Below are 14,822 nucleotides of genomic sequence, written 5' to 3' on the forward strand. Positions count from 1 at the left end.
TCAGGATTAGCGGCGCTTGAACAGCGCCGCTTTATCCACCAGCGCCGCGATCGCCACGCCGGCCGTGTAGGCGATCAGATCGACCCAGCCGAAGGCAGAGCCCAGCACCAGGTGTCCCAGCGGATGCGCGCGCAGCGCGACGAGCCACGGCGCCTGGATCAGCTGGCCGAATTCGACGCCAAAGCAGATCAGCAGAGACCACAAGGCCAGCTGCCACGTGCGCATGCGCGTGGCGATGATGCCCAGCGCAAAGACGATCATCATGGCCCACAGGGCGTCGCCCGGATACTTGCCGAGCGCGGCGGGGACGAATTGGGGATAGGCGCGCGAGGCCAGGCCCAGCGCGATGACAGCCACGGTTGCGCCCACCTGCAGCAGGCGGCGGCGTTCAGGTTTTACCAGGAACATATTTCCATTCAAAGGCACAATACGGGCCGAACCATTGCGGCCCGTCCGATATTGTACTGCGCGGCCGTGTCCGTCTGTAGCCTAATGCATCAGTTCAGCTTGACGTTCTGCGCCAGGAAATCAAGAAAGACGCGCACGCGCAGCGGCACATGTCCGCCTTGGCCCACAAACACGGCATGCACTTCCTCGCTGTCACCCGGGTTGAACTCTTCCAGCACGGCCTGCAAACGGCCGGCCGCGATATCGGCGCGCACCTGGAAGGCGGCCAGGCGCGCCAGCCCCAGTCCCGCCAGCACCAGCTGCCGCAAGGCTTCGCCATCGCTGGCCTGCGCATTGCCGACGACAGGCACGACGACGTCGCCCTCGGGCAGGCGCAGCGGCCAGCCCGAGCGGGCGCGCGCGTAATTGGCGTCGAGCAAATTGTGCGATGCCAGCTCGGCCGCTGTCTGCGGCATGCCGCGCCGCGCCAGGTAGGCGGGCGCCGCCACGATGGCCATGCGCGTCTGGCCCAGCTTGCGCGCTAGCAAGTTTGAACTTTTCAGCGGGCCAGCCCGCACGGCCACGTCCGTGCGCTGCTCAAGGATATCGACGACGGCATCCGTGAGCACGATGTCGAGTGTCACCTCGGGATAGCGTTCGAGAAACAACGGCGCCAGCGGCAACAAAAAATGCTGGCCGAACGGCACGTTCGCATTGACCTTGATTCTGCCGCGCGGCACATCCTGCACGCCCGCGCAGCGCTCGGCCTCGTCCAGCGCCGCCAGCACGTGACGCCCCCGTTCGTACAGGCCGCAGCCTTCGGCCGTCAGCCGCAGCTGGCGCGTGGAGCGGTTCAGCAGGCGCGCGCCCAGGCGCTCCTCCAGCCGCGCAACGAGCTTGCTGACGGCCGATGGCGTCATGCCGCAGGTGCGCGCGGCGGCGGAAAAGCCGCCCAGCTCGACCACGCGCACAAACACTTCCAGCTCGCCGGAGCGGTTCACTTCCAGTCTGGCCATTGTGAATTCAACTCATAAATGTTCTTCGATGAGATAGTCTAGTGCATAAATGGCTTTGCTTTCATCATGCCCACATTCCCCTTGATGAAGCGAGCCGCCATGCAACGATTGTCCCTTCTCCCCGCCATCCTGCTAAGCCTGGCGCTGAGTGCTCCCGCCGCGCATGCGGTCGATCCCGCACCCACCTGGCTGGCCAGCTGGACGGCCAGCCCCCAAGCCGTGTGGAGCAGCGATTTCCTGTTCCCCAGCAATGTGCCCGCCGTGCTGCACGGGCACACCGTGCGCCAGGTGGCGCGCCTCAGCGTGGGCGGCCCGCGCGTGCGCATCGTGCTGTCGAATGCGTATGGCAAGGCGCCGCTGCGCATTGGCGCGGCCACGGTGGCCCTGGCCGCGTCCGGCTCAGCCATCCAACCCGGCAGCGTGCGCACGCTGACGTTTTCCGGCCAGCCGGCGGCCAGCGTGGCGCCGGGCGCACCGCTCGTCAGCGACCCCGTCGAGCTGTCCGTGCCGGACCTGGCCCGGCTGACGGTGAGCATCCATTTGCCGCAAGCCAGTCCCGTCTCCACGTTTCACTGGGATGGCCGCGAGACGACGTGGATCGCCCCGCTTGACCAGACGCAGGCGGCGCGCATCGATGACGGGCCCGGCGTGCAAGCCACCACGGCGCGCCTTTTACTGACGGCCATCCAGGTGGAGGCGGCGCCGGGGGCGCAAACTGTAGCCATCCTTGGCGATTCGATCACCGATGGCGCCAGCGCCAGCCTGGGGATGGATGCGCGATGGCCCGATTTCCTGGCCGAACGCCTGGCGCCGCACGGCGTGGCCGTGGTCAATGCGGGCATTTCCGGTGGGCGACTGTTGTCCGACGGCATGGGAGACAATGCCCTGGCCCGCTTCGAGCGTGACGTGCTGGCGCAGCCTGGCGTGCGCACGGTCATCGTTTTATTGGGGATCAATGACATCAGCTGGCCCGGCACGGCGTTTGCGCCACGGGAAAAACGGCCGACATTGGAGGAGTTAACAAACGGCTACGCCCAGCTGGTGGAGCAGGCGCGCAGCCGCGGCGTGCGCGTGATCGCGGCCACCCTGACGCCGTTCGCAGGCGCTCTGCCCGGCACGCCCCTGAGCGACTATTATCAGCTTGATAAAGATGCATTGCGACAGCAATTGAATGCGTGGATACGCGCCAGCGGCCTGTTTGATGCCGTCCTCGACTTCGACGCGCTGGCGCGCGACCCGGCCCACCCGCTGCGCCTGCTGCCCGATTACGACTCGGGCGACCACCTGCATCCGGGCGACGCGGGCAACCTGGCGCTGGCGGAAGGGATAGACCTGTCGCTACTGTTTAACAGTAAAGATCAGTCGCCCAGGCCCGCGTACAAAGCCGTGCTCAAGTAGCGTTCGCCAAACGACGGAATGATGGTGACGATGGTCTTGCCCGCGTTTTCCGGACGGCGCGCCACTTGCAGGGCGGCCCACAGGGCGGCACCCGACGAGATGCCGACCAACAAGCCTTCGTCGCTGGCGGCCAGGCGCGCCGTGGCGAACGCATCGTCGTTCTTGACGCAGATGATTTCGTCGTAGATGGTCGTGTTGAGGATCTGCGGCACGAAACCGGCGCCGATGCCCTGGATCGGGTGCGGTCCCTTGGTGCCTTTCGACAGCATCGGCGACGCTTCCGGTTCCACGGCAATCACTTGCACGCCGGGTTTGCGTTCCTTCAACACTTCGCCGATGCCGGTAATCGTGCCGCCCGTGCCCACGCCGGCGATGACGATATCGACTTGCCCATCCGTGTCGCGCCAGATTTCCTCGGCCGTCGTGGCGCGGTGGATGGCGGGATTGGCGGGATTGTTGAATTGCTGCAGCATCAGGTAGCGCGGGTCGGCCGCCACCAGTTCCTCGGCCTTGCGGATGGCGCCCAGCATGCCTTCGCTGCCGGGCGTGAGCACCAGCTCGGCGCCGTAGGCGCGCAGCAGGATGCGGCGCTCGCGGCTCATGGTATCGGGCATGACGAGGGTGCAACGGTAGCCGCGCGCGGCGCACACCATGGCCAGCGCGATGCCCGTGTTGCCGCTGGTGGGCTCGACGATGACGGTATCAGGATGAATCTTGCCAGCGGCTTCCGCGGCGACGATCATGGCCAGGCCGATACGGTCCTTGACGCTGTGCGCGGGATTGTAGAATTCGAGTTTGGCCAGGATGGTGGCCACACTGCCGGCGGCGATGCGGTTGATGCGCACCAGGGGGGTGTTGCCGATCAGTTCAGTGACGTCGTTGGCGATGTTCATGGGGGTGGTCTCCACAGCAATTACAGAAGAACCCAGTCTACCGCGTTTCAGAACGTAAATGGCGGCGGCGCGGGGATGCGCCGCCGCCAAACCGAACAATTACTTCACGTCCAGCAATTCCACGTCGAAGATCAGTGCCGAGTTCGGCGGAATGTCGCCATTGCCGGCGCCGCGCGGACCGTAAGCCAGTTCGCCTGGAATGATCAGGGTGCGCTTGCCGCCCACTTTCATGCCGGCCACGCCCTGGTCCCAGCCCTTGATGACCATGCCCTTGCCGAGCGGGAAGTCAAACGGGCCACGGCCCACGGAGCTGTCGAATTTCTTGCCGCGCGAATCTTTCGCCAGCGGACGATACAGCCAGCCCGTGTAGTGCACGGTGACGGCATTGCCGGCGGACGCTTCCTTGCCCGTGCCGACCTTGTTGTCGATCAGGATCAGTTTATCGGCGACAGGGCCGGGGCTCAGCGAGACGGCGGAGGCGGGAACAGGCGCTGGCGCCTGTGCCTGCGCCAGCGACGCGGCGACGGAGCAGATCAGGGCAAACAAAACGGAGCTACGCGTCATGATGTATTCTTTCAGTGAGTTTCGGTGAGATCCCTGCGCCAGCAAACCGGCAGGGAACGCCAATAATAGCAAACCGCCGCAACGATAGGAAAAACTTGTCGCCCGATACCCATTGCCCCCGCCTGTTTTACGCGCTGTGGCCCGATGCGGCCACGCGCGCGGCCCTGGCCGCCTGGCAGGCGCGTCTGGACGGCAAACCTGTGCGCGCGGACAAGCTGCACCTGACCCTGGCCTTCCTGGGCCAGCGCCGGGTCAGCGATCTGCCGGCCCTGCTGGGTATCCTGGAACACATGCAGGCGCGCGCCATGCCCCTGCTGTTCGACCACGCCAGCCATTTTGCGCAGCTGGCGCTGGCCTGGGCCGCCCTGGCGCAGCCCTCGCCGGCCTTGCTCAACTTGCGCACGGCCTGCATGCAGAGCCTGGCGGAACAGGGACTGGCGCCGCGCTTCGAACACGACCGCTTCACGCCGCACATCACCCTGGCGCGCCAGGCGCCGCCACCGGCCATCGGGGACTTCGCGCCCATTGCCTGGCAGGCGGACGAGCTGGTGCTGGTGGAATCGATCAAAAGCAGCGGTGACTACCGCATCTTGGCCAGTAGGAAATTAAGCTAGGCGGCGTCCGGCACGGCGGCTGATTTGTCCTGGCGCAAGCTTTTCAGCGCATGGGCGGCCGCCACCATGCCGAAGCTGGCCGTCACCACCACGCTGGAACCGAAGCCGGCGCAATTGAGGCCCGTGACGCCGGCCGGCGTGCTGCCATCGATGGCGCACGCTTCCGCGCTCTCTGGCGTGCTCAACGGTTCCATGGAAAACACGGCATCGACATTGAATTTGTTTTTCACGCCACGCGGGAAACCATATTCAGTACGCAACAGTTTTCGTACCCGCTTGAGCAGCGGTTCCTGTTCCGTTTTCGACAGGTCGCGCACGGTGATCAGGGTCGGGTCCGTCTGGCCGCCCGCGCTGCCGATGGTCAGCATGGGTATGTTGCGCGCGCGGCAATACGCGATCACGGCCGCTTTCGCCTTGGCATTGTCGATGGCGTCGACCAGGTAGTCGAAATCGCGTCCGCCCAGCAACTGCTCCAGATTATCAGGGGTAATAAAATCCTCGATCTGCGTGACCTGGCAAAACGGGTTGATCAGTTCGATGCGTTCGGCCAGGGCCGTGATCTTGGCCTGGCCGATGGTGTCGCTCATGGCCTGGATCTGGCGGTTGATATTCGATTCGGCAACATTATCGAGGTCGATCAGGGTCAGGCGGCCGACGGCGCTGCGCGCCAGCGCTTCGACGATCCAGGAACCGACGCCGCCCACGCCGATCACACACACATGCGCGGCGCGGAAGCGTTCCAGCGCGGGGGCGCCGTACAGGCGGGCAATGCCGCCGAAACGCCGCTCAAAATCGATCTCGGTCAAGTCCATGGAAATTTGTTCATTGGTGGAGGTATGCATGGCGCCATTTTAACGGACACTGCGCTGGCGGATATTCTAAAATAGCCGAATTGACACAGCGACAAGCCGTACTGTCGCCACGCCCCCACACCGCCCACCACGAGAACTCGCCATGACCTCTCCCCTGTTCGACTCCGTTCCCGGCTTTGACCAGCCCATCGCCGTGCTCAAGCATTGCCACGACAAGATCCGCAAGCAGCTGACGACCCTGCAAAACCTGCTGGGCCATCTGGCGCAGCACGGCAACACGGCGGACGCGCAGCAGGCGGCCAAGGCGGTGTTGCAATATTTCAATAAAGCCGCCCATCTGCACCATGACGATGAAGAGCAGGACTTGATGCCCATGCTGCAGGCGACCGCCACGGGCGACGATGCGGCATTGCTGTCCACGCTGGTACCGGAAATCCTCGCCGACCACCAGCGCATGGATCAGGCCTGGCTGACCCTGCGCCCGGAACTGGACGCCATCGCGGCCGGCACGGGCATGCAGCTGGCCGCCGAGGGTGTGGCCGCCTATGTCGCCGCCTACCAGGCCCACATGACTAAGGAAGAGGGGCATTTGGCACCGATGGCAAAGCGCCTGTTCAGCGCGCAACAAATGGAGCGGCTGGGCACGGCCATGCAGCGCCGCCGCGGCATCGCGCCGGAAGTGCCCGCAGTGCCGGACCCGGCCGCCGTGCTGGCCGCCATGCGCACCGACTACGTGCAATCGAGCCTGAGCGAGACGGATGTGCTGGCCGATCCCATCGCCCAGTTCCAGAAATGGTTTGCCGAGGCCGTCAACGCGCAAGTGATGGAACCGAACGCCATGGACTTGTCCACCGTCAGTCCTGAAGGCAAGCCCAGCTCGCGCATCGTGCTGATCAAGCAGTTCGATGAACGGGGCTTTACCTGGTACACAAATTACCACAGCGACAAGGGCCAGCAGCTCGAACACAATCCACACGCCGCCCTGCTGTTCTTCTGGCGCGAGCTGGAGCGGCAAGTGCGCATCGAAGGCACGGTGGTGAAAACCACGGCGGCCGAGAGCGACGAGTATTTCAATGTGCGCCCCCTGCAAAGCCGGCTGTCTGCGATTGCCTCGCAGCAAAGCGCCCCCATCGCCGACCGCGCCGCGCTGGAAAGCAATTATGAGGCCGTGGTGGCCGCCGTCGGCGACGCGCAGCCGCCGCGCCCGGCACACTGGGGCGGCTACCGCTTGCAGCCGGAACGCATCGAATTCTGGCAGGGACGCCGTTCGCGCTTCCACGACCGCATCGTGTTTACGCGTGGTGCTGACGGGCAATGGAGCATGCAACGCTTGCAACCTTGAGCAGGATAGGCGGGGCGGCGCAAAGCAAGCTGGTCAATATCGGTGTAGGCTATGAGGATAGAAGTTACTAAATGACATTGTTTCTCAATTTGCGGCTGCCACGGCGGCCGCTGCATTGGAGGCCATTTTGTTTGTACAAAACCAACTCAAGTCCTGGATTGCCAGCATCCGCAGCAAGACCGCCTTGCCGCTACGCATAGAATTGTGGAACGGCCAGCACGTCGACCTGTCCAGCGAAACGCCCAGCGTCACCATCCGTTTGCCGACCGTCGCCTCGGCCCGCTATCTGCTGAACCCGTCGCTGGCCAACCTGGGCTCGGCCTATGTGGAAGGCAATATCGAGGTCAAGGGCAAAGCGATGGACATGATTTCCATCTGCAATGCCCTGGCGCGCAATACCTTGAAGCCGGAAGGCAAGCTGGCCCGCATCGTGCGCAGCTTTACACACGACAAGAGCAAGGATGCCGAAGCCATCCGCTACCACTACGATGTGTCGAACGCCTTCTATGAACAGTTTCTCGACCCCGCCCTCGTGTATTCCTGCGCCTATTTTGAACAGGGCGATGAGACCCTGGCGCAGGCGCAAGTCAAGAAGATCGACCATATCCTGAAGAAAATCCAGCTGCAGCCGGGCCAGACCCTGCTCGACATCGGCTGCGGCTGGGGCGCGCTCGTCATGCGCGCCGCGCAGCAATATGGCGCCCGCTGCGTGGGCGTGACCCTGTCGGAAAACCAGTACGCGCTGGCGCGCGAGCGCGTGGCGGCGGCCGGCCTGGCCCACCTGATCGACATCCGCCTGCAAGATTACCGCGACGTGACCGGCCAGTTCGACCGCATCACCAGCGTGGGCATGTTCGAGCACGTGGGCCTGAAACACTTGCCCGACTACTTTTCCATCATCCACAAGCTGCTGGCGCCGGACGGCATGGCGATGAACCACGGCATCACCTCGACCGATCCGGAGAATGGCGAAACGCCGTATGGCGGCGGCGAATTCATCGAAAAATATGTGTTTCCGCACGGCGAGCTGGCGCACATCGGCAATGTCCTGAAAACCATGCAGCAAGGCGGGCTGGAAGTGCTGGATGTGGAAAACCTGCGGCGCCACTATGCGCGCACCTGCGCCCTGTGGACGGAGAATTTCGAAGCCCACGCCGAGCAGATCCGTCCGCTGGCGGGCGAGCGGCGCTTCCGCATCTGGCACGTCTACCTGGCCGGCTGCGCCTATGCCTTCGAGCAAGATTTGATCAGCCTGTACCAGATCGTCTGCGTGAAGGCGGGCCGGCGCTCTTCCACGCTGCCCTGGTCGCGCAACTACATGTATGCGCAGGACGCCAAGCCGGCGCCCGTGCTCGAGAACTGACAGGCACGCGGGGCGTTCACTTCAGGCGTCCCGCGTACATGGCGCGGAATTTCTCCACCTTCGGCACGACAACCAGGGCGCAATAGCCCTGCAAGGGATGCTGCTCGACATAATTCTGATGGCACTCCTCGGCTGGATAAAAGGTGGCGGCCGGCGCCAGCTGCGTGACGATGGGCGCATCCCACACACCGGCCATCTCGGCCACGACCTTGCGCGCCACGCTTTCCTGCGCGGCCGACTGGTAATGGATGACGGAACGGTATTGCGTGCCAACATCATTTCCCTGGCGATTCAAGGTCGTGGGGTCGTGCAAGGTAAAAAAGATTTCCAGCAAGTCGTGATAGCTGATGATGGCGGGATCGAATTCCAGGCGCACCACTTCCGCGTGGCCCGTCTCGCCCGTGCACACCTGTTCATAGCTGGGGTCAGGCACCTTGCCGCCCGTGTAGCCGGCCTCGACGCGCGTCACGCCGCGCACTTCCCCGTACACGGCGGCCAGGCACCAGAAACAGCCACCGCCGAATACCGCCACTTCCGTCTGTTGATGCATGATGCCCTCCCGCAACGCCTCTGCGACGTATCATTTCATCACTGTAACGTAAAGCGCAACGGCCTGCAGCGCCGCTTGAAACGGCGCGTTAAGCACCGCACATAGGGACATGCTGGCCACGATTGCGCTGGCGCGGCCGATTTTTGGCATAATGTCAGCAAATAGACAGGTCACCCATGAACACACGCTCTCCCCGCGCGCCAGCGCAAGAATTCGATACGACACATTTCCGCCAGGCACTGTCACAGTTTGCCACCGGCGTGACGGTCATCACGACGCGCCTGGCCGACGGCAGTTTCCGTGGCTTGACGGCCAGTTCCTTCAATTCCGTCTCGCTGTCGCCGCCGCTGGTGCTGTGGAGCCTCGGTTCCGTGGCGAACAGCATGCCCATTTTCAGCGGCAACTCGCATTACGTCATCAATGTGCTGGGCGCCGACCAGGCGGAACTGGCGACGCGCTTTTCACGCCGCACGCCGAATCCCTTCGACGACGTCGACTACGAACTGTCGCGCACGGGCCAGCCCATCCTGAAAGGCGCATCGGCCTGGTTCGAATGCCACAACCGCAGCCGCTATCCCGAAGGCGACCACGTCATTTTCGTGGGCGAAGTGGAACAATGCGCGTTTGCCGCGCAGCCGCCCTTGATCTTCCACAATGGAAAGTTCAATACCCCGCCAGCCTGAGCGGGAACGGGACAAAAAAAAATCCGCCGAGGCGGATTTTTTGTTTTACAGCGTAAAGTTGTATCCGATGCTGACACTCACCGCAACCGGGTCGAGCTTGATGTCCTGCGTCTGCCCCGTCGAGAATTTCGCCCTGGTTTTCAGGTAGGTCTTGACCACGGCCACGTCGGCAAACCAGCGCTCGTTGAAGGCCACGGTGCCGCCGACCACCAGGCTGCCGGTCAGCTTGTTGTCCATGCGGTACGTCACTGGTTTTCCACCCGGATCCAGCAAGGCCGTCATCTGGCCCGAACCTTTTTCCTTCTGGAAATAAGCATACGTCAAGCCCGCGCCCACGTAGGGGCGGATCATCGCATTAGGCTGGAAGAAACGGTACTGGATGAAGGCCGTCGGCGGCAAGGCTTCCGCCGTCCCCAGCTTGCCCGTACCCTTGATGGAACCGTCGCCGATCAGGTCATGCTTGTACGGCACGCCGAGGATCATTTCAGCGGAAACATTGTCCGTGATCATGTAGGCAAAGGTCAGGATGGGCTTGGTATCCGACTTGACGTCGGCTTTCGTGCCAGGCAGTGCCGGCGCGGAAATGTCGCCACTGTCCACGTGCGGCGTGATCTTGTTGAGGCCGGCTTTGACCATCCAGGTGCCTGCGCTTTGCGCCGAAGCGCCCGTCGCCATGGCCATCGCGGCAGCCGCGGCCAGCACGCGTACAGCGGTATTCAAACGATTCTTCATCTTGTCTCCTGATCATTATGTGCGGATAGCCGGGCTATCCAAACTTGTCGCTGCCAGCGCCAGCCACGTCCCGTCGACGTAGCTGGCGCGGCCATCCTTACAGCCAGCCCCGCACGACCATGTCCTTGGCCACGTAACGGGCCAGCAACAGGTTGTTGAACGGCGTAGGGTGCACATCGTCGGCATACGAGTAGTGGCTGACGTCGCCCGCTTTCAGGTTGGTGCCATTGCAGACCAGCGAACTGCCCAGTGAATTTTTCGCTGGCGACAGGTCGCATGCCGTTTCCGTGACGTTGGTCAAGCCATACGGGCCAGGATTGACGCCCTGGTCATGGCTGACGGCATACACGTCGACCAGCAAGACTTTCGCATTGCCGTTCAAGCCGGCGCTCAGCTCGCCATTGAAGGTGCTGACCATGGCATTGATGAGCGCCTTGGTATTGGCATCCTTGCTCAGGCCCGATGGAGTACCGGCCACGTCCGGCAGGTTGTTGAGCACCACATTGTTGGCGCCCTTGGCAATGATCTGGTCCTTGACCTGCGCCACCAGTTCGATACCAGCTTTTTTCATCTCGGCAACCAGCAACGGCCCCTGGGCAGCAGCGTATTCGGCACCGGCCTTGGCGCCGGCAGCATTGCCCGTCACCGTCGCATCGGCTTGCGCCTTGGCGACCAGCGGGCCATACACGGTGGGCGAACCGACGGCGGCATTGCCCGGCTGGTTGGCTGCAGCGAAGACGGCGGCCTGCACAATCGATGTCGATGTCGCGCCAGGCGCCGCACTGGCGGTCGCTACCGCCGCACCGATGGCTGCCGCTGCCGTGTTGGGATTGGTGGCGCCGGCCGCCAGGGCCATGGTCAGATTGGTGGCGAATGCTTGCGCACCCGCGGCAGCGCCCGCCTTCTTGCCGGCGTCCGTCGCGCCCGCTTGCAATTGACCTAGCAGGAACAGCACGTCATTACCGCCGGCCATCACGAAAACGACTTCCGTGCCGCTGAACTTGCCGCCGGAAACCGCCAGATGGTTCGCGATCTGCGTCACCACGGGCACGGTCAGGGCGCCCAGCGCACCGCCCGCCAGCTTGTTGTTCGGACCAACGGGGTTGGTGACGCGCGAACCGCCCATGGCGTAGCCGAAGCAGCCGGCATGCTTGACGCGCGGGGCCTGCAGGCTCGGTACGCTGCCTTCCAGGCCCGTTTCGGCGGCGCATGGCGCCGGCAAGCCGAATTGCGCGGCCAGGTGCTCGGTCCAGTTCTTGCCCGTCAGCTCAGGATTGATCTTGGTATTGTCGCCATTGATGGTGAATTTGCCGCCACCGCTCGCCGCCACGCCGGCGACGGCATACGAACCGACATCGGACAGGCTGTCGCCGAACGACACCTGCGCCGTGTATTTGACTTTCAAGGCTTGATCACCGCCACTGGCGCCGCCGCAACCTGCCAGGACAGCCGCTGCCAGCACGGCCAGCGCGAATTTGGTTTGATGCATTTTGTCTCCTCGGTCTTTTTTCTGGTTTCTAAACGAACGGGCGTGCTATTCGCTACCCAACTAATATGCCATCGTTCCTCAGGCTTGTATAGAAAATATGTTTTAAAAATCAACGAAATAACAACACTGACGGCGCCCTGTCATGGCCGGGCGATCAGATGGATTATGGCGGATTTACTATGTTTCGTGGCAAGCATCGCTATTGCGCTGCATCAAGAAAAAGCCCCTTGCGGGGCTTTTTTCAGAAGGACAGGAATTGCTGCAAGATACCACTTGAGCCGAACGCGGCACGCCGCAGACGGTCGTTGACGCCCAGCCACGCGGGGCCGGTGGGTGGGGCTTCGACAAGTATCAGCTCGGCGCCGACCTGGTCCATCGTGCGCAGCGAGGCATACAGCGCATGTGCGTAATTTTCAGGTGTCGCGGCCAGGCGCACGCTGGCGCTGGCCGGCGGCAGATCCGAGTAATGGATCAGGGCCACGCGGCGCCCGTCATTGAGCAGGCGGTTCAGGGTGGCGCGCACGTCGTCGCTGTGCTGCATCGCAACAGGCGTGTGCGGCGCGTAGTGCGATTCCAAGGTGCCCGAGGCGCGCGGCGCGGCAGCGTCCGCCACTGCCGGTGCGCGGCCGATGACGGCGGCGATCTGTTCGCTGCTGATATGGCCGGGACGCAACAGCACGGGACCGTGTGTGGCCAGGCGCGACAGGTCGACGATGGTCGACTCGATGCCCACGTCGCTCTGCCCGCCATCGAGGACCTGGCCCAGCAAGCCACTGGCGAGTTCCGCCGCGAATTCATCGCGCACGTGCTGCGCCGTGGTCGGGCTGACGTTGCCGAATTTGTTTGCCGACGGCGCCGCCAGGCCGCCCTTGCCACCCTTGAAAGTGCGTAGCAAGGCGATAGCCACCGGATGCGACGGGCAGCGCAAGCCCACCGTGTCCTGGCCGCCGGAGACGGCGTCGGGAATATGCGCGGCGCGCTTGACGATCAGAGTCAGCGGACCGGGCCAGAAAGCGTCCACCAGTTGCTGCGCCTCGACTGGAATGTCGTCGGACCAGTGCGCCAGATCGGCGCCGGGCGCCACGTGCACGATCACGGGGTGGTCGGAAGGCCGGCCCTTGGCTTCATAGATGCGTGCCACGGCGGCCGGGTTTTCCGCATCGGCGCCCAGGCCGTACACGGTTTCCGTCGGAAAAGCGACGAGGCCGCCCGCCTCCAGCACGGCGGCAGCAGCTGCCAAGTCTTGCGCGGACACGCTCACGGCGCGATTCCCAAAATCAGGCAAGCGTCGCGCAGGCGCTGCTGCGCTTCCGGCAAGGTGGCGGCGATGAAGGTCAGGTGGCCCATCTTGCGGCCACGGCGCGGATCATCCTTGCCATACAGATGCAGGCAAGCGCCCGGCAGCGCCAGCACCTGGTCCCACGCCGGTTCGCAGGCAGCATCGCTGTCGCCGGCAAACCAGGCGTCGCCGAGGATGTTGAGCATCACGGCCGGCGAATGCTGGCGCACGTCGCCCAGCGGCAGACGCGCCATGGCCCGCACCTGCTGCGCGAACTGGCTGGTGACGCAGGCATCCATCGTGTAGTGGCCGCTGTTGTGCGGACGCGGCGCCATTTCATTGACCACCAGGCTGCCATCTTCCAGCACGAAAAATTCGATGCACAGCACGCCGACATAGCCGAGTTCGGCCACCATGGCTTGCGCCGCCCGCTGCGCCTTGGCGGCGCAGTCATCCGACACGTTCGGACCCGGCACGGTGGTGGTAAACAGCACGCCGTCGCGGTGCACGTTTTCGGCGATCGGATAGACGACCGATTCGCCATCCACGCCGCGCGCCGTCAGCACGGACACTTCATACGCCAGCGGCAGCATCTTTTCCAACAGGCAAGTTACTTCGCCCATTTCCGCGAACGCGGCGCGCACATCGTCGCGCGTGCGCACGCGGAACTGGCCCTTGCCGTCATAGCCCATGCGCACGGTTTTCAAGATACCCGGCAGCAAGTCGTCGCTGATGGCGTCGATGTCAAGCTGCGTGGCGATGACCATGTGCGGCGCCGGCAGCACGCCCGATTTCTCCGCACAGTCGACAAAGAAACGCTTTTCCGCGATGCGGTCCTGCGCCACCGACACGCCATGGGCGTTCGGGGCCACGAACACGCGTTCGGCCAGGCGCGACAGGCTGTCGGCCGGCACGTTCTCGAATTCCGTGGTGACGGCCAGGCATTGCGCCGCCAGGGCGTCGAGGCCGGCGACATCGCTATAGCCGGCATTGATGAGGCGCTGCGCCACCTGCCCCGCAGGGCAAGTGGCGGCCGGTTCCAGCACAGGTTCAAGAACTGCAACCTGATAACCCATGCTCTGGGCGGCCTGGGCAAACATGCGGCCGAGCTGGCCGCCGCCCATCACGCCCAGCCACGCCGATGGATGGGCGGCAGGCAGCAATGGGGAAGTCGATTTACTATTCATTATTTTTCAAACACATTATTCAGGCAAGACCATGGCCTTGGCGGCGGCCGTTTGCGTGGCACGGAAGGCTTCCAGGCGCTCGGCCAGGGCGTCGTCATTGGCGGCCAGCATCGCCACCGCCGTCAGCGCCGCATTCGCCGCGCCCGCTTCGCCGATGGCGAAGGTGGCCACCGGCACGCCCTTGGGCATTTGCAGGATGGACAGCATGGAATCTTCGCCACGCAAGTATTTCGACGGCACGGGCACGCCCAGCACGGGCACGATGGTCATCGCGGCCACCATGCCAGGCAGGTGGGCCGCGCCGCCGGCGCCGGCGATGATGGCGCGCAAGCCGCGCGCGCGCGCGCTTTTCGCGTACGCATACATCTCGTCGGGCATGCGGTGCGCGGAAATGACTTGCGCTTCGTACGGCACGCCAAACTGTTTCAGGATGGCGACCGCGTTCTGCATCACGTCCCAGTCCGAGGACGAGCCCATGATGACGCCGACCAGCGGCTTGTTTTGCTCAGTCAT

At 63.9% G+C, this 14,822-nt stretch carries 16 protein-coding genes; 5 read left to right on the top strand and 11 right to left on the bottom strand.

The features are described from left to right. Positions 1 to 6: 6 nt before the first annotated feature. Entirely contained in the window at positions 7 to 408 is a 402-nt protein-coding gene (locus tag FG13_RS16050; protein WP_035822456.1) for a ribosomal maturation YjgA family protein, read from the bottom strand. Positions 409 to 497: 89 nt separating this feature from the next. Continuing rightward, positions 498 to 1,403, bottom strand: a complete 906-nt coding sequence (locus FG13_RS16055) for a LysR family transcriptional regulator (protein WP_035822458.1) — start codon at positions 1,401 to 1,403, stop codon at positions 498 to 500. 99 nt (positions 1,404 to 1,502) lie between these two features. Here FG13_RS16055 and FG13_RS16060 point away from each other — a divergent pair, with 99 nt between their 5' ends. Beyond that, positions 1,503 to 2,801 carry an SGNH/GDSL hydrolase family protein gene (locus FG13_RS16060; protein ID WP_152598786.1) on the top strand — a complete coding sequence of 433 codons (1,299 nt, stop codon included), beginning with the start codon at positions 1,503 to 1,505 and terminating at the stop codon, positions 2,799 to 2,801. Here the strand turns inward: FG13_RS16060 and cysK are convergent. Then, complete coding sequence (cysK, locus tag FG13_RS16065; protein WP_035822460.1) at positions 2,762 to 3,694, bottom strand: cysteine synthase A; 933 nt, start codon at positions 3,692 to 3,694, stop codon at positions 2,762 to 2,764. The two genes, FG13_RS16060 and cysK, sit on opposite strands and share 40 nt — an antisense overlap. A 99-nt stretch (positions 3,695 to 3,793) precedes the next feature. Beyond that, positions 3,794 to 4,258, bottom strand: coding sequence for an FKBP-type peptidyl-prolyl cis-trans isomerase (locus tag FG13_RS16070; RefSeq protein ID WP_035822462.1), 465 nt, complete (start codon positions 4,256 to 4,258; stop codon positions 3,794 to 3,796). A gap of 95 nt (positions 4,259 to 4,353) precedes the next feature. On the opposite strand from FG13_RS16070, the gene thpR reads away from it, so the two are divergent. Continuing rightward, positions 4,354 to 4,872: an RNA 2',3'-cyclic phosphodiesterase gene (thpR, locus tag FG13_RS16075; protein WP_035822463.1), complete on the top strand. Its 519-nt coding sequence runs from the start codon at positions 4,354 to 4,356 to the stop codon at positions 4,870 to 4,872. On the opposite strand, the gene tcdA is transcribed toward thpR, so the two are convergent. Next, positions 4,869 to 5,714 (bottom strand): tRNA cyclic N6-threonylcarbamoyladenosine(37) synthase TcdA, encoded by an 846-nt coding sequence (tcdA, locus tag FG13_RS16080; RefSeq protein ID WP_051959142.1) that lies wholly within the window; start codon positions 5,712 to 5,714, stop codon positions 4,869 to 4,871. The genes thpR and tcdA overlap by 4 nt on opposite strands. 112 nt (positions 5,715 to 5,826) lie before the next feature. Between tcdA and pdxH the strand changes: the two genes are divergently transcribed. Next, the gene (gene pdxH, locus FG13_RS16085; protein WP_035822466.1) at positions 5,827 to 7,026 is read left to right on the top strand and encodes a pyridoxamine 5'-phosphate oxidase; all 1,200 of its coding nucleotides are present in this window, start codon (positions 5,827 to 5,829) and stop codon (positions 7,024 to 7,026) included. A gap of 127 nt (positions 7,027 to 7,153) precedes the next feature. Continuing rightward, positions 7,154 to 8,389, top strand: a complete 1,236-nt coding sequence (locus tag FG13_RS16090) for an SAM-dependent methyltransferase (protein ID WP_035828297.1) — start codon at positions 7,154 to 7,156, stop codon at positions 8,387 to 8,389. A 16-nt stretch (positions 8,390 to 8,405) separates the two neighbouring features. On the opposite strand, the gene msrA is transcribed toward FG13_RS16090, so the two are convergent. Beyond that, positions 8,406 to 8,939 carry a peptide-methionine (S)-S-oxide reductase MsrA gene (gene msrA, locus FG13_RS16095; RefSeq protein WP_035822468.1) on the bottom strand — a complete coding sequence of 178 codons (534 nt, stop codon included), beginning with the start codon at positions 8,937 to 8,939 and terminating at the stop codon, positions 8,406 to 8,408. Between the two features lie 176 nt (positions 8,940 to 9,115). Between msrA and FG13_RS16100 the strand changes: the two genes are divergently transcribed. Beyond that, positions 9,116 to 9,622: a flavin reductase family protein gene (locus tag FG13_RS16100; protein ID WP_035822470.1), complete on the top strand. Its 507-nt coding sequence runs from the start codon at positions 9,116 to 9,118 to the stop codon at positions 9,620 to 9,622. A gap of 45 nt (positions 9,623 to 9,667) precedes the next feature. Here FG13_RS16100 and FG13_RS16105 read toward each other — a convergent pair whose 3' ends face one another. From FG13_RS16105 to purE, 5 genes are all read right to left on the bottom strand, one after another. After that, positions 9,668 to 10,354: an OmpW/AlkL family protein gene (locus FG13_RS16105; protein ID WP_035822474.1), complete on the bottom strand. Its 687-nt coding sequence runs from the start codon at positions 10,352 to 10,354 to the stop codon at positions 9,668 to 9,670. Positions 10,355 to 10,451: 97 nt separating this feature from the next. Then, positions 10,452 to 11,843: an SGNH/GDSL hydrolase family protein gene (locus tag FG13_RS16110; RefSeq protein ID WP_035822477.1), complete on the bottom strand. Its 1,392-nt coding sequence runs from the start codon at positions 11,841 to 11,843 to the stop codon at positions 10,452 to 10,454. A 241-nt stretch (positions 11,844 to 12,084) separates the two neighbouring features. Next, positions 12,085 to 13,104, bottom strand: a complete 1,020-nt coding sequence (locus FG13_RS16115; protein ID WP_035822480.1) for an L-threonylcarbamoyladenylate synthase — start codon at positions 13,102 to 13,104, stop codon at positions 12,085 to 12,087. Then, complete coding sequence (locus FG13_RS16120; protein ID WP_035822484.1) at positions 13,101 to 14,309, bottom strand: 5-(carboxyamino)imidazole ribonucleotide synthase; 1,209 nt, start codon at positions 14,307 to 14,309, stop codon at positions 13,101 to 13,103. The genes FG13_RS16115 and FG13_RS16120 overlap by 4 nt, the downstream gene beginning before the upstream one ends. Before the next feature lie 15 nt (positions 14,310 to 14,324). After that, the gene (gene purE / locus FG13_RS16125; RefSeq protein WP_035822487.1) at positions 14,325 to 14,822 is read right to left on the bottom strand and encodes a 5-(carboxyamino)imidazole ribonucleotide mutase; all 498 of its coding nucleotides are present in this window, start codon (positions 14,820 to 14,822) and stop codon (positions 14,325 to 14,327) included.

It is taken from the genome of Janthinobacterium sp. RA13, from assembly GCF_000745325.1.
In the GTDB taxonomy this organism is placed as follows: Bacteria; Pseudomonadota; Gammaproteobacteria; order Burkholderiales; family Burkholderiaceae_D; genus Janthinobacterium; species Janthinobacterium rivuli.

Bases quoted from the DNA above. Each gene is read 5' to 3' on its own strand.
- FG13_RS16120 (WP_035822484.1), bottom strand. From the start codon at position 14,309: ATGAATAGTAAATCGACTTCCCCATTGCTGCCTGCCGCCCATCCATCG.
- FG13_RS16055 (WP_035822458.1), bottom strand. From the start codon at position 1,403: ATGGCCAGACTGGAAGTGAACCGCTCCGGCGAGCTGGAAGTGTTTGTG.
- msrA (WP_035822468.1), bottom strand. From the start codon at position 8,939: ATGCATCAACAGACGGAAGTGGCGGTATTCGGCGGTGGCTGTTTCTGG.
- tcdA (WP_051959142.1), bottom strand. From the start codon at position 5,714: ATGCATACCTCCACCAATGAACAAATTTCCATGGACTTGACCGAGATC.
- FG13_RS16110 (WP_035822477.1), bottom strand. From the start codon at position 11,843: ATGCATCAAACCAAATTCGCGCTGGCCGTGCTGGCAGCGGCTGTCCTG.
- FG13_RS16060 (WP_152598786.1), top strand. From the start codon at position 1,503: ATGCAACGATTGTCCCTTCTCCCCGCCATCCTGCTAAGCCTGGCGCTG.
- FG13_RS16100 (WP_035822470.1), top strand. From the start codon at position 9,116: ATGAACACACGCTCTCCCCGCGCGCCAGCGCAAGAATTCGATACGACA.
- FG13_RS16070 (WP_035822462.1), bottom strand. From the start codon at position 4,258: ATGACGCGTAGCTCCGTTTTGTTTGCCCTGATCTGCTCCGTCGCCGCG.
- FG13_RS16050 (WP_035822456.1), bottom strand. From the start codon at position 408: ATGTTCCTGGTAAAACCTGAACGCCGCCGCCTGCTGCAGGTGGGCGCA.
- pdxH (WP_035822466.1), top strand. From the start codon at position 5,827: ATGACCTCTCCCCTGTTCGACTCCGTTCCCGGCTTTGACCAGCCCATC.
- FG13_RS16105 (WP_035822474.1), bottom strand. From the start codon at position 10,354: ATGAAGAATCGTTTGAATACCGCTGTACGCGTGCTGGCCGCGGCTGCC.
- cysK (WP_035822460.1), bottom strand. From the start codon at position 3,694: ATGAACATCGCCAACGACGTCACTGAACTGATCGGCAACACCCCCCTG.
- purE (WP_035822487.1), bottom strand. From the start codon at position 14,822: ATGACTGAGCAAAACAAGCCGCTGGTCGGCGTCATCATGGGCTCGTCC.